The following is a 13232-nucleotide window of genomic DNA, read 5'->3' as shown; positions in this document are numbered from 1 at the left end:
AAGTTCGTCGTGACTGCCGCGGAGCGTAACCGGATCCGGATACGGGCCGCGATCAATCTCAGACTCTTGCTCCAGACTCAGCATTCGCCGCCGATCGCCGGTTCGACCGGGCCCAGGCCCATGCACGTCGAGATGCCGGTTCAATTCCGGCCCGTGGAGCTCGGTCCGCGGTGGTCTAAAGGCATGACACGGCGACATAACGACTGACCTGGTCCCTCACTGGACGGCGTGCCAGATGGGCGGCATCACAGGGCTCGGGGGCCGGCTACGCCCCCGGGCCCGCTTCCGTACTCCCGGCAGGCGCGCGCCCCTGCCCCGGAATCTTCAGCTCCGAACGACGGATCGCAGTTCAGCGCCCTTCATGAGGCGCGAAGGGGGGACGGTCCGCCGAATGACCGGCTCCGGCAGGCCCGATCGTCGCGCACCCTCTGGGGCGTGGCTCGACTCTCGGATACGGTGAGCCCGTTTCGGCGGTTCGGTGATCACTTTGGGCCGAACCCCCGGTCCACGCGCGTGAATTGGAGGGGGACCCATGAGGTTTTCTGCATGGCGGCGGCTGGTGCGCGGCGGCGAGCGGCGTCGGGGGCGCAAGGGCATGGTCCTCGGTGGGTGCGTCGCGGCGCTCGGCATCGTGCCGTCCGCCGCTCTCGCGACGCCCGGCAGCGGCGTGAGCGGCACGGTGCTGGCCACCGGCACGTCAGCGGGGACGATGAAGGTGGAGGCCAAGGGCGTCACCGACGTGGTCGTCCGCACGATCACCATAGCCCCGGGCGGCTCGACCGGCTGGCACCACCACCCCGGGCAGCTCATCGCCGTCGTACAGCAGGGCACGCTGTCGCGGACGCTCGAAGACTGCTCCGTCGAGACGACGACCGCCGGTCAGTCCTTCATCGAGCCGTCCGGGCCCGAGCACCGGCACATAGGACGCAACCTCGGGACGGAGCCGGTCGTGCTGTACGTGACCTACATGCTGCCCGCCGGCAGCCCGCTGTCCGTCGATGCCGAACCGCCGGCCTGTGCGGCGGGCGAGCGGGAAGGGTCGGCCGATACGAGCGACTAGGGTCGGTCGTATGACTTCCGATCTCTGGTCCGCGCTTCCCGCCGCCGTACGCGACAAGGTGGACGAACTCGTCGCCGAGGAGCGTTCGGTCCAGGCCGTCTTCGCCGTCCGTTCCTCGGGCGTCGAGCCGAGGCCCGGGCTGCGGGCCTGCCAGGACCTGGTCGCGGAACGCGCGGCGGTGCTCGGCCGGTCGGACCCGCCCGCCCACACGGGGTGAGCGTGCGGTTCGAGGCGATCACCTGGGAACGGCTCAGCGCCGCCCTCGCCGACCGGCTCAGCGGTGCGAACGAGCAGGCGTCGCCGTGGCTCAAGGCGGCTCTGGACGGCGCCCCGGCCGCCGGCACCGGTGAGCTGGCCGAGCGGCTGGCCGACGAACTGCGGCTACGCGGCCGGACGGTCCTGGTGGTCGGCACGCAGGGCTTCCTCCGCCCGGCCTCGCTGCGCTACGAGTCCGGCAAGGAGGACCCCCACTCCTACTACGACGGCTGGTTCGACACCGGCGCACTGTGGCGGGAGGTCTTCGCACCCCTGGATCCCGGCGGTTCCGGACGTGTGCTGCCCGACCTGTGGGACCCGGCCACCGACCGGGCGACGCGCAGTCCGTACGTCGAGCTGCCGCCCGGCGGCGTACTGCTGCTGCACGGCCCGATGCTCCTGCGGCACTGGTTCCCCTTCGACCTCACCGTGCACGTGAGTCTGTCTCCGGGGGCATTGCAGCGCCGAACCGGAGCGGAAGCCCGGTGGACGCTCCCCGCCTTCGCCCGCTACGAGCGGGAGGCCGCCCCGAGCGAGGCAGCCGACGCCGTCGTACGCGCCGACGACCCCCGCCATCCCGCCTGGACGGGCCTAAGGGCCTGACAAACTCCGGCCGCCGCCTACCCGACCCCGCTCCCGGACGCGCCACCGGTGCTCTTCTGGGCTTAGCCAGGGCCCCTGCTCCGCCGTGCAGGTTGCCTGAGGGGGCGTGCGGCGGTGCTCCCCGCAGGGTGTCGAACACTGTCCCGCCGAACGACCTGAGTGGCCGCCCGTTCGGCACCCGAGGAGACGCCGCAGCGCGACAACGCCCCAACGCTCCGGCGTGAGGCACCAGCCCCAGTGCCCCTGGCGGAGCAGCACCGCCGCCCCCGACGCCTCCGCCGCAGCACGGCACCCCTGCCGTGATGCTCGCCGGCACCTTCCCCGCCCCGGCGGCCGCGCCCCCGGGTCACGGAAGCGGCGGCCGCCCGCCCACCAGGGTCACCGCACGCGCCCCCGCCCCACACCCCGCCACCACCGCCCCCACGTCGTCCGCACCCGCGAGGCGGGCCGCCAGGAACCCGCCCGTGAACGCGTCCCCCGCCCCCGTCGTGTCCACCGCCTCCGCCGGCACGGCCGGCACCCGCTCCCGCACGCTCCCACCGGCGGCGATCAACGCCCCACCCGCGCCCAGCGTGACCGCGACCAGCGGAAAGTGCCGGCTCAGCTTGGCCGCCGCGTCCCCCGCGTCCGGCAGCCCGGTGAGCAGCCGCGCCTCGTCCTCGTTGGGGAGCAGCACATCCGCCCCCGCCACCGCCTCCAGGAAACGGTCCACCCCCAGCCCGGCGATGAACCCCGCCGACGCCGGATCCACGCTCACGCACACGCCCCGCTCCCGCGCTGCCCGCAACGCCAGACGGGCCGTCTCCCGGCTCGTGCCACCGAAGAAGAGGTAGCCGGACAGATGCAGATGGCCGACGCCGTCCAGCAGCGCAGGGGACCAGTCGCCGGGGGAGAGCCGCAGGACGGCGCCGCTGTCCGTCAGGAACGTACGCTCGGCGGCCGCGTCGACCAGGGAGATCACTGTCGCCGTCGCCGCCTCCCCGTCGAGCACGATCTGCGGACGCACGCCCGCTCTCCGCAACCGCTCCGCGTGCCAAGCACCCGCGTCCGTACCCACGCGCGCCAGGAGCCGTACGTCCGCCAGTCCCGTGTACGCCGCCCAGCAGGCCACGTTGGCGCCCGCCCCGCCCGGCAGCGTCCGGATCTCCGCCGGGGTGTCGGTCGCCCGGGCCAGCGGCCGGCGATGGCGGGCCACGACGTCGGTGACCACATCACCGACCACCAGCAGCGCGCCGCCCGAGCCACCGCCACCGCCACCGCCACCGCCTTCGCGCGAACGCGCACGCGTGCCCCCTCCCGCGTCCGGGCTCATGCCCGGGCCCACGCATCGGCGATCCGCGCCGCCAGCCGCACGTTGCCCCGCACCGCCGCCAGGTTGGCCTCCAGCGATGCCCCTTCCGTCCGGCGCGCGAGGAAGTCCAGCAGGAACGGGGTGACGCCCTGCCCCGTGATCCCGCGCCGCGCGCACTCCTCCAGCGCCTCGGCGAGCACCCGGTCGTGCAGCGCCGGGTCGAGCTGCTCGGCCTCCGGTACCGGGTTGGCCACGAGCAGCGCCGTCTCCGGCCCGCCGAGCGCGTCCTGGGCCCGCATCACCGCCGCCACCTCCCCGGGCGTCCGCACGGTCCAGTCGACCGTCTCTCCCGAACTGCTCAGGTAGAACCCCGGAAAGTCCCCGGTGCCGTACCCGAGCACGCCCACCCCGAGCGTCTCCAGCCGCTGCAGCGTCGCCGGCACGTCGAGGATGGACTTGACCCCCGCGCACACCACCGTGATCCGCGTCCGCGCCAGCAGCCCCAGATCCGCCGACTCGTCCTGCGTCTCGGTCCACTCCCGGTGTACGCCGCCGAGCCCGCCGGTGGCGAAGACGCGCAGCCCCGCCCGTGCGGCCAGGAACGCGGTGGCCGACACGGTCGTCGCCCCGCTCGCACCCGTCGCCAGCGCCGGCGCGAGGTCACGATGCCCCAGCTTGCGCACGGAGTCGTCGTTGGCGACCCGCTCCAACTGCGCCTTGTCCAGCCCGATATGAGCGAGGCCGTCCAGGACCGCGATGGTGGCGGGAACGGCCCCCTCGGTACGCACCACCTCCTCCAGTTCCTCGGCGACCCGCAGATTGCGGGGGCGCGGCAGACCGTGCGCGATGATCGTGGACTCGAGGGCTACGACCGGACGGCGCTGCTCCAGCGCTTCCCGGACCTCCCCGGACATCTGCGGTGCGGCGGTGTCAGGCATGTCCCCATTCCTGGCGCGCCGCGCGGGCCCTCAAACGTTCCGCGGCGCGCCCCTTGTGCACGGCGACGATCAAGCAGGAGCCTGGTCCGCATGACACATACACATCTCGATCACGTCGTCCTGTGGGTCGACGAACCCCTCGCCTCAGTGGAGTTCTACGAGAAGACCGTCGGCCTGACCGGTGTACGAGCCGCCGAGTACGCGGAGGGCAAAGCGCCCTTCCCCTCCGTGCGCGTCTCCACCGACTCCCTCCTCGACCTCGTCCCGCGCACCATGGCGGACTCCATGAACGCCGTCCTGGGCGCCGAGGCAACCGCCGGTCACCCGGTCAACCATGTCTGCCTCGCCATGGACAAGGAGGCGTTCGAAGCCCTGCACGGCCGGCTGGAGGCGAGCGGCGTCACCGTCTCGCGGTTCTCCCACAACAGCTTCGGAGCCCGCGGCGCCGCCCCCCGCTCCTTCTACTTCCGCGACCCGGACGGCAACATCGTCGAGGCCCGCCACTACGACGAGTGACCTAGACCAGACGCTTTATCTCGCCCCGCACCCGGTAGAAACCGCCCTGGGAGCTGTGCAGCGCGTCCACCACATACCGGGCGCCGGCCTGGCGTACGGCGCGTGGGAACTGGACGTTCCACGAGGGGTCGTACCCGTGCGACACCACATGCACCCGAAGCCGCCCGCCTGCTCCCTGGACGCATTCGACGACCACTCCGGACCCCGGTGCGGGCGCCGAACTGACCGTGGCGACGGTCGCCGTCGGCACATAAGTGGGCAGCGCGGCGGCCTGCTTGACGTCGAGGGCGACCGGCACGGAACCCGCCTGGGCCGCCGAGATCGCCGCCTCGCTCGCGTCGACGCAGGCCAGCGAGCCGTCGGTGGTGACGATGTAGAGCTTCTCGTCGCGGTACTGCATGGAGAGCGCCGAGCCGTTGCCCGTGCGGAGCTTCCACAGCCGGGTGCCGTCCGCGTCGAAGCAGTACACGGACGAGGACGAGTCGCCCGCGAAGACGTAGCGGCCGCCCGGTGAGGTGGCGCAGGAGTACACCGCCGCGTCGCACTGGTAGGTCGCCTCGATCCGGCCCGTCGCCTTGGACATCCGCTGGACGACGCGCCGGCCGGTGCCCGCGTACACGGCGGTGTCCTCCTGCCAGCCGAACAGGACGTTGCCCGTGGTGGCCGTGTGCCACAGCTCTCCGCTGCCGTCGGTCGCGTAGGCGGTCACGCCCCGCGTGTGCCCGTGGTAGACCGCCTCCTCGTCCGCCCGCACCATCCAGGCGCTGCCGCCGGTCGAGCGGCGCGACCACTGGAACTCGTCCTCGTGGTCGATCACGGTCAGGCCGCCGGCGCGGTCCGCGACGTTCAGCACGCCCTGGTGGATGTCGAGCCAGAAGATGTCGACGTCCTCGGCGATCTCGTAGGCGGCGAACGGCAGTTTGGAGGACAGGTCGTACACCCGGCCGTCGTCGCAGCCCGCGTAGATCCAGAAGTCGTCCGCGACCAGGCACTTCACGCCCTCCGGCAACTGGTACCTGGCCAGCACCTCGCCGTCGTGCCCGAGGGTGTAGACGTCGCCGTTCTGGTTGCCCACCCAGCAGCGGTCCTCCTCGATGTGGATGCCGAGAGCCGTCGCCCCCGTACGGAAGCGCCACAGCACCGGGGCCGTCGCCCGGGCCGTCGACGGCTCGGAGGTCACCTGGCGCCGTGTCACCGCGCGCGCCGCGCGCTGTCCCCGGACGGCGGGCGCGTACCCCTTGCGGACCTTCTCGCCGACCTTCTTCGCCGCGGCGGCCTTCGCCTTCTCCACCGTGGGGAAGGACGAGGTCTGCCGCTGGCCGTCAGCCCCGATGCGTCCGTACCGCACGGCAACGGTCGTCCCGTCGACGGTCACCTCGTAGAACTTGTGCGCACTGCCGTCGTCCTGGGACAGCTCCAGGTAGGTCGTCTCCTGCGTTCCCCGCACACCGGCAGCGGACATGGCGCACCCCTCCCCGAGGACCGGCCGCGGTGGCCGGTTCCACTGATCCCAAAGTAGAGGTCACCACTGACAACGCCCCTCGGCGAAGCTCGCCCGAGGCCCCCGCTAAGGTGACGCGCCATGACGACAATCGATCAGACGCCTGCCTCGTTCTCCGTGCACATACCGGACGCCGGCCTGGAGCCGGAGCCCCTCGACCCGGACCAGATCGTGTCCGGCGAACCGGAGGTGACGGGCAAGCTGCTGTGGGAGTCCCCCGACGGCAAGCAGCTGCGCGGCATCTGGCAGATCACGCCGGGCGTGGTCACGGACACCGAAGCGAACGAGCTCTTCGTGGTGGTCAGCGGGCGCGCCACGGTGGAGGTGGAGGGCGGCGACACCCTCGAGATCGGCCCCGGTGACGCGTGCGTGCTGCGCGAGGGGGACCGTACGACCTGGACCGTGCACGAGACGCTGCGCAAGGCGTACCACATCAGCCTTTAGCGGCCGGTTCCGTCGCGTCGGCGGGGCCCGCGGGGTCGGGAGGGACGACGGTGCCGGCGATGACGCCGGGGTCGTCGGCCGGGCCGGCCGCCCGGGCTTCGGCTCGACCGCCGCGGGTGGCCAGCAGGGCCAGCACGGCCATCGGCAGCAGCAGACAGGCGCCGATCGCGTTCAGCCAGCCGTAGCCCGCCTGCGCGACGATCAGACCGGCTGCCGCGCCGCCGATGCCCGCCGCCGAGTTCATGGTCAGGTCGGACAGCCCCTGCACGGCGGCGCGCGCCGGCTGCGGCACCGAGTCCGTGAGCAGGGCGGAGCCCGACACCAGGCCGGCGGACCAGCCGAGACCGAGGACGAAGAGCCCCGCGGCGGTCTGGGCGTGGCTCGGTCCCGCCGTACCGGCGAGCAGCGCGGCGAGGCAGAGCAGACCGGCGGCCAGGCCGATGACCGCCAGACGCCCCACCCGGTCGGACAGCCAGCCCATGACCGGCGAGAAGGCGTACATGCCGGCGATGTGGCCGCTGATGACGAGGCCGACGAGTTCGAGGTCGGCGCCGTGGTGACCCAGGTCGACAGGGGTCATGACCATGATCGAGACCATGACGGTGTGACTGACGGCCACGGTCACCAGAGCGAGCCGGGCCCGCGACGAAGCGGCCACCGCGGCAAGGCCGGCGCGCAGCGAGCGGCTCTCCGCGGACTGCGACTCCTCCGGGGCCAGTGCCCGCGCCGTGAGCAGCGGGTCGGGGCGCAGCAGTACGGCGACGATCAGACCCGTGACGAGGAAGATCCCGGCGGCCCACAGGAAGGGGCCCGCCGTCTCCGGTATGGAGGTGCCGGTGAAGGCACGGCCCGCCGGGGCCGCGATGTTGGGACCGAAGACCGCGCCGATCGTCGTGGCCCAGACGACCGTCGAGATCGCCCGGGCGCGCCGGTCCGGCTCGGCCAGGTCGGCCGCGGCGAAACGTGCCTGCAGGTTGGCCGACGACGCGGCGCCGAACCCGGCCATGCCCAGCAGCAGCAACGGGAAGCTCCCGACGACGGCGGCGACGACCACCAGTCCCGCGCCGAGCGCGCCGATCAGGTACGCGAGGACCAGTCCGGGCCGTCGCCCGCGCGAGGTCATGAGGGAGGCCAGCGGGATCGACAGCAGCGCGGTGCCGGCGACGGACGCGGTCGGCGCGAGCCCCGAAACGGCTTCGGTGCCGCTGACTTCGACCGCCAGCACGGGCGCGAGCGCGATGCCGATGGGCACTCCCAGCCCGCCGAGGATCTGGCTCACGACGAGTACGACGGAGGTACGCCGCCTCAGGGCGCGCAGCGCCTCGGGGGTGGGCACGGACGCCGCCGCAACCGTCTTGCCGGGAGTGGTCACAGCGCGTACGCCCTTCTCCCGTCGGAACCCACCGCGGCGGCGCACCGCCGGCTCGGCAGGCGGCGCTCTCCGTGGGGCACCCGGGGGAGCAGGGCGTCCCGGCGGACGGAGTGCACCGCGCCGGGCGCCCGCAGGGCCCCGGCGCGCGGACGATTGGCCGGGACGGGTGCCCGGAGGGCCTTGACCCGCGTCTCTCCCGCCGCCGGGAAGACGTGCCGGGCCGCAGGGGAGCCGTCGGACATCGGCAGGCACCCACCGATCGGCGAACGGTCGACGAGGGAGCCGGGGGCGGGCTCGCGCGCAGCAGGAGTGGTAGTCACCGCCGCAGTGTGCCAGTCCTTACGCAGCGACGAAACCGAGAATGCTCACCCGGGTCCCCGGTCCCGCGTCTCCGTCCAGCCGGGCCTCATGGCGGTTCGGTCGCCCGGCCGTTCGCCGGTGCGGCTCCCCGCGCCGCCTCCAGGCCCGGTGTCAGAACAGCGGCTGCGGCAGCACCCCTTCGAGCGCCAGCAGCGCCCGCTTGGTCTCCAGGCCGCCGCCGAACCCGCCGAGTCCACCGTCGCTGTCCACCACCCGGTGGCAGGGCACCACCACCGGCAGCGGATTCGACCCCATGGCGGCCCCGACCGCCTGCGCCGCCCCCGGCTGGCCGACCCGGCCCGCCAGGTCGCCGTACCCGACGACCGCGCCGTACGGAACCCCGGTCGCGAGCTCACGGAGCACCTGCCGGTTGAATCCGGAGCTGAGCGACCAGTCCAGCGGCAGGGCGAAGTCGCGGAGCTCGCCGGCGAAGTACGCCGCGAACTGCCGTATGGGCTCGGCCAGCCTCGGCGAGCCGGGCGCCTCGCGCACCTCGGCGGCCAGGCGTGTCCGCAACTGGGCGACCACCCTCTCCCGTATCGCCGGCGTGGCATGGAAGGCCACGCAGACCAGACCCGCGTCGGTGGCCGCGACGAGCAGCGGCCCCACGCCGCTGTCGCCGCTGCCGATGACCGCCCACTCCACGATCCGCCCGTCACTGTCCATGCGCCCACGGTACGACCGCGCACTGACAACGCCCCGGGCCGGGGTTACCCGCCCACCGCGTCCCGCACGATGTCGGGGTTGTTGGAGATGATCCCGTCGACGCCGAAGTCCTCCACCCGGACAGCGCCGGCCGCCGTGTTCACCGTCCACGTGTTGACCTTCAGCTGCTTGCCGTGCGCGCCCTTCAACCGGTGGACCGCCGCGACGTAGTCGGCCGTGAGCGAGGTGTGCGTCGGATTGATCTGGTCCGTGAACCGGGCGTACCGCGGCAGCTCGGCGACCGGGGGCGTGCCGAGGAAGCCGGTCGTGAGATCGGGCCGCTGCTTGTGCACGGCCTTCACGCTGTCCGCGCCGAAGCTCTGGATGACGAGCCTGTGCTTGACGTGATGGCGGTTCAGCCAGCCCGCCTTGCGGAGCACGCGCAGGGTGTCCTTCTCGATGCCCGGGTAGAGCTCGGGCTTCTTGATCTCCAGGAGAAGCTTCTGGTGGTTGCGCTCGACCCGGTTCACGTACTGCTTCAGGGTCGGCACGCGCGCGCCGGCGAACTTGCGCCCGAACCAGCTGCCCGCGTCCAGCCTGGCGATCTCCGCCGCGGTGAAGTCCTTGACCTTCCAGGGGGAACGGCCGGGGAAGATCTGCTCGACGTTGGTCGTCCTGGCCAGGCTGTCGTCGTGGACGACGACCAGTTCACCGTCCTTGGTGCGCTGTACGTCGTTCTCCACCCAGTCGATGCCCATCCGGTCGGCCAGGTCGATCGCCGCCAGCGTGTTCTCGGGCGCGTAGGCGGACGCGCCCCGGTGGGCGATGACGGCGGGGCCGTCCTGGTGGGCGGCGGGAGCGAATGCCGGGGTGGCCGGGGCGGGCAGCAGCAGTGCGGCGGCGCCCACGAGCGCGGCGGCCGAGACGGTGCGTGCGTACACAAGGACTCCTCGCGTGGAGCGATCACTGACGGTCCGAGAGTGACAGCACATAGTCAACGACGGGCAGGCGAAGGATGGCCACGAAGTGAACGAAACCGGCGTGGCGGCGTCACGTGTCAATTTCCCGGCAACTGTTTTGCCGGAAAAACGTGTACTGATCACCCGGCTCCGCCTACTCTCGCCAAAAACGGCCTCCGTACCACGAGTGGGGCCCTTTCCACCTGGTGACGGCAGCTGAAGGGCGCAAAAGGCATGCAGGGCACTGGCACTGTCGACGGATTCAGCTACGGTCTCGTCACCCCGGTCGCGGCCTACCTCATGGCTTGCCTCGGCGGCGCGCTGGGACTGCGCTGCACCGCGAGAGCACTCATGGACGAACGGCGCGGCCGGCGGGCCGGCTGGCTTGCCCTGGCGGCCGCCGCGATCGGCTCCGGCATCTGGACCATGCACTTCATCGCGATGATGGGCTTCGCGGTGAAGGAGACCCCGGTGGGCTACGACGCGGCCCTGACGTACGCCAGTCTCGGCGTCGCCGTCCTCATGGTCGGCGTCGGCGTCTTCATCGTGGGGCACCGGGGAGTCACCCCGATGGCGCTTGTCACGGGCGGCACGATCACCGGCCTGGGGGTCGCCTCCATGCACTACCTCGGTATGGCCGGAATGCGACTGCGCGGGCAGCTCCAGTACGAGACGCTCACCGTCGCTCTGTCCGTGGTGATCGCGGTGGTCGCCGCGACGACGGCGCTCTGGGCGGCCGTGTCGGTCCGGGGGTTCCTGCCGAGCCTCGGCGCGAGCCTGGTCATGGGGCTCGCGGTGAGCGGCATGCACTACACGGGCATGGCGGCGCTCAGCGTCCACCTTCACGAGCCCGTGGGCGCCGCGGGCGGCGCGTCGGCCACTCCGGCCCTCGCGCCCATGCTGATCGGCCCGCTGATCTTCCTGATCGTGGCGGGCGTGGTCGTGCTGCGCGATCCGCGGCTGGTCGGCGGCCGGCCGCGGGAGCGACGGAGGTCCACGGCCGGCATGCCGCAGCCGGCCGCGGAGGTCTCGTGGCGCCGGTGACCCGGGCGGTCACCACGTGAGTGTCAGTGCCGGGTCGTACGGTTGATGCATGCGGCCCGTTTCAAGCATCGAACGTACGGTGGCGCCCTTCGAGGTCGTCAGCTCCTACCAGCCCAGCGGTGACCAGCCGGCGGCCATCGCCGAGCTGGAGCGGCGTATTCGCGCAGGTGAGAAGGACGTCGTCCTGCTCGGTGCGACCGGCACCGGCAAGTCGGCGACTACGGCCTGGATGATCGAGAAGCTCCAGCGACCCACGCTCGTCATGGCGCCGAACAAGACCCTGGCGGCCCAGCTGGCGAACGAGTTCCGCGAGCTGCTGCCCAACAACGCCGTCGAGTACTTCGTCTCGTACTACGACTACTACCAGCCCGAGGCGTACGTCCCGCAGTCGGACACGTACATCGAGAAGGACTCCTCGATCAACGAGGAGGTCGAGCGGCTGCGCCACTCCGCGACGAACTCGCTGCTCACCCGCCGCGACGTCGTCGTGGTCGCCTCCGTCTCCTGCATCTACGGCCTCGGTACGCCGCAGGAGTACGTGGACCGCATGGTGCCGCTGAAGGTCGGCGAGGAGATCGACCGCGACCAGTTGCTGCGCCGCTTCGTCGACATCCAGTACACGCGCAACGACGTGGCCTTCGCCCGCGGCACCTTCCGGGTGCGCGGCGACACCATCGAGATCTTCCCGGTCTACGAGGAGCTGGCCGTCCGGATCGAGATGTTCGGCGACGAGATCGAGGCGCTCTCCACGCTCCACCCGCTGACCGGCGAGATCATCAGCGAGGACCAGCAGCTCTACGTCTTCCCCGCCAGCCACTACGTCGCCGGACCCGAGCGCATGGAGAAGGCGGTCCGGGGCATCGAGAAGGAGCTTGAGGACCGGCTCGCCGAGATGGAGAAGCAGGGCAAGATGCTGGAGGCCCAGCGTCTGCGCATGCGCACCACCTACGACTTGGAGATGATGCGCCAGATCGGCAGCTGCTCCGGCATCGAGAACTACTCGATGCACATGGACGACCGAGCCCCCGGCACCGCGCCGCACACCCTCCTCGACTACTTCCCCGAGGACTTCCTGCTGGTCATCGACGAGTCGCACGTCACCGTCCCGCAGATCGGCGCGATGTACGAGGGCGACGCGTCCCGCAAGCGGACCCTGGTCGACCACGGTTTCCGGCTGCCGTCCGCCCTGGACAACCGCCCGCTGAAGTGGGAGGAGTTCCAGGAGCGCGTCGGTCAGGCGGTCTACCTCTCCGCCACCCCGGGCGCGTACGAACTCTCGCGCTCCGACGGCTTCGTGGAGCAGATCATCCGCCCCACCGGCCTCATCGACCCCGAGGTCGTCGTCAAACCCACCGAGGGGCAGATCGACGACCTGGTGCATGAGATCAGGAAGCGAACCGAGCGGGACGAGCGCGTCCTCGTCACCACCCTGACCAAGAAGATGTCAGAGGACCTCACCGAGTACTTCCTCGAGCTCGGCATCCAGGTCCGCTATCTCCACAGCGACGTCGACACGCTCCGCCGCGTCGAGCTGCTGCGCGAACTGCGTTCCGGCGAGTACGACGTCCTGGTCGGCATCAACCTGCTGCGCGAGGGCCTCGACCTGCCCGAAGTCTCGCTGGTCGCCATCCTCGACGCCGACAAGCAGGGTTTCCTGCGCTCGGGCACCTCCCTGATCCAGACGATCGGCCGCGCGGCGCGCAACGTCTCCGGGCAGGTGCACATGTACGCCGACAAGGTCACCCCGGCGATGGAGAAGGCCATCGACGAGACCAACCGGCGCCGGGAGAAGCAGATCGCGTACAACACGGCGCACGGAGTCGATCCGCAGCCGCTGCGCAAGAAGATCAACGACATCGTCGCCTCGATCGCACGCGAGCAGGTCGACACCGAGGAGCTGCTCGGTTCCGGCTTCCGGCAGGCCAAGGAGGGCAAGGGCGCGAAGGCCCCGGTGCCCGTACTCGGCAACAAGGCCGCCAAGGGCGCCAGGGCGGCCAAGAAGGGCGACGTGCTCACCGACCGTCCCGCCGCCGAACTGGCCGCCCTCATCGAGGAGATGACGGAACAGATGCGCGGCGCCGCCGCCGAGCTGCAGTTCGAGGTGGCCGCTCGCCTGCGGGACGAGGTGGGCGAACTGAAGAAGGAACTGCGACAGATGAGGGAGGCGGGTCAGGCCTGACGCACCGGGCGCCCGGTGTGTTGCAAGACCGACACAAAGTACGCCGCGACTGTGCGGCCCGGGCC

14 protein-coding genes are annotated in these 13232 nt (G+C 71.7%); 7 read left to right on the top strand and 7 right to left on the bottom strand.

Annotated features, from left to right (window positions below; translation table 11 throughout):
- Nucleotides 1-532: 532 nt before the first annotated feature.
- Genes AC07FK_RS05775 through AC07FK_RS05765 form a run of 3 tightly spaced genes read left to right on the top strand, consistent with a single transcriptional unit; the run spans nucleotide 533 to nucleotide 1918 of the window.
- Nucleotides 533-1060 (top strand): cupin domain-containing protein, encoded by a 528-nt coding sequence (locus tag AC07FK_RS05775; RefSeq protein ID WP_479102897.1) that lies wholly within the window; start codon nucleotides 533-535, stop codon nucleotides 1058-1060.
- 10 nt (nucleotides 1061-1070) lie between these two features.
- Entirely contained in the window at nucleotides 1071-1277 is a 207-nt protein-coding gene (locus AC07FK_RS05770) for a hypothetical protein (RefSeq protein ID WP_479102896.1), read from the top strand.
- A gap of 2 nt (nucleotides 1278-1279) precedes the next feature.
- The gene (locus AC07FK_RS05765; RefSeq protein ID WP_479102895.1) at nucleotides 1280-1918 is read left to right on the top strand and encodes a nucleoside/nucleotide kinase family protein; all 639 of its coding nucleotides are present in this window, start codon (nucleotides 1280-1282) and stop codon (nucleotides 1916-1918) included.
- Between the two features lie 346 nt (nucleotides 1919-2264).
- Here the strand turns inward: AC07FK_RS05765 and AC07FK_RS05760 are convergent, their stop codons facing one another.
- Together AC07FK_RS05760 and AC07FK_RS05755 are read right to left on the bottom strand one after the other, a co-directional pair.
- Nucleotides 2265-3230: a carbohydrate kinase family protein gene (locus tag AC07FK_RS05760; protein ID WP_479102894.1), complete on the bottom strand. Its 966-nt coding sequence runs from the start codon at nucleotides 3228-3230 to the stop codon at nucleotides 2265-2267.
- Nucleotides 3227-4147 (bottom strand): pseudouridine-5'-phosphate glycosidase, encoded by a 921-nt coding sequence (locus AC07FK_RS05755; protein WP_479102892.1) that lies wholly within the window; start codon nucleotides 4145-4147, stop codon nucleotides 3227-3229. Before AC07FK_RS05755 ends, AC07FK_RS05760 begins: the two co-directional genes overlap by 4 nt.
- Before the next feature lie 90 nt (nucleotides 4148-4237).
- On the opposite strand from AC07FK_RS05755, the gene AC07FK_RS05750 reads away from it, so the two are divergent.
- Nucleotides 4238-4663: a VOC family protein gene (locus tag AC07FK_RS05750; protein WP_479102890.1), complete on the top strand. Its 426-nt coding sequence runs from the start codon at nucleotides 4238-4240 to the stop codon at nucleotides 4661-4663.
- 1 nt (nucleotide 4664) lies between these two features.
- Here the strand turns inward: AC07FK_RS05750 and AC07FK_RS05745 are convergent, their stop codons facing one another.
- A complete protein-coding gene (locus tag AC07FK_RS05745; RefSeq protein WP_479102888.1) occupies nucleotides 4665-6125 on the bottom strand; it encodes a WGR domain-containing protein in 1461 nt (486 codons plus the stop codon).
- A 120-nt stretch (nucleotides 6126-6245) separates the two neighbouring features.
- On the opposite strand from AC07FK_RS05745, the gene AC07FK_RS05740 reads away from it, so the two are divergent.
- Nucleotides 6246-6608: a cupin domain-containing protein gene (locus tag AC07FK_RS05740; RefSeq protein WP_479102886.1), complete on the top strand. Its 363-nt coding sequence runs from the start codon at nucleotides 6246-6248 to the stop codon at nucleotides 6606-6608.
- On the opposite strand, the gene AC07FK_RS05735 is transcribed toward AC07FK_RS05740, so the two are convergent.
- The 4 genes from AC07FK_RS05735 to AC07FK_RS05720 form a co-directional block, all read right to left on the bottom strand.
- Entirely contained in the window at nucleotides 6598-7980 is a 1383-nt protein-coding gene (locus tag AC07FK_RS05735; RefSeq protein ID WP_479102885.1) for an MFS transporter, read from the bottom strand. The genes AC07FK_RS05740 and AC07FK_RS05735 overlap by 11 nt on opposite strands.
- Complete coding sequence (locus tag AC07FK_RS05730; RefSeq protein WP_479102883.1) at nucleotides 7977-8300, bottom strand: hypothetical protein; 324 nt, start codon at nucleotides 8298-8300, stop codon at nucleotides 7977-7979. The genes AC07FK_RS05735 and AC07FK_RS05730 overlap by 4 nt, the downstream gene beginning before the upstream one ends.
- 151 nt (nucleotides 8301-8451) lie before the next feature.
- Complete coding sequence (locus AC07FK_RS05725) at nucleotides 8452-9006, bottom strand: methylated-DNA--[protein]-cysteine S-methyltransferase (protein ID WP_479102882.1); 555 nt, start codon at nucleotides 9004-9006, stop codon at nucleotides 8452-8454.
- A 44-nt stretch (nucleotides 9007-9050) separates the two neighbouring features.
- Complete coding sequence (locus AC07FK_RS05720) at nucleotides 9051-9926, bottom strand: glycerophosphodiester phosphodiesterase (protein ID WP_479102881.1); 876 nt, start codon at nucleotides 9924-9926, stop codon at nucleotides 9051-9053.
- 252 nt (nucleotides 9927-10178) lie between these two features.
- On the opposite strand from AC07FK_RS05720, the gene AC07FK_RS05715 reads away from it, so the two are divergent.
- Together AC07FK_RS05715 and uvrB are read left to right on the top strand one after the other, a co-directional pair.
- On the top strand, nucleotides 10179-10988 hold the full coding sequence (locus AC07FK_RS05715; RefSeq protein WP_479102879.1) for an MHYT domain-containing protein: 810 nt from the start codon (nucleotides 10179-10181) through the stop codon (nucleotides 10986-10988).
- Between the two features lie 49 nt (nucleotides 10989-11037).
- Complete coding sequence (gene uvrB, locus AC07FK_RS05710; protein WP_479102877.1) at nucleotides 11038-13167, top strand: excinuclease ABC subunit UvrB; 2130 nt, start codon at nucleotides 11038-11040, stop codon at nucleotides 13165-13167.
- Nucleotides 13168-13232: the final 65 nt, after the last annotated feature.

Source organism: Streptomyces sp. NPDC046122 (genome assembly GCF_056429965.1).
Note: the sequence above shows the minus strand (reverse complement) of the source record. Positions and strands in the feature narration are given on the sequence as shown.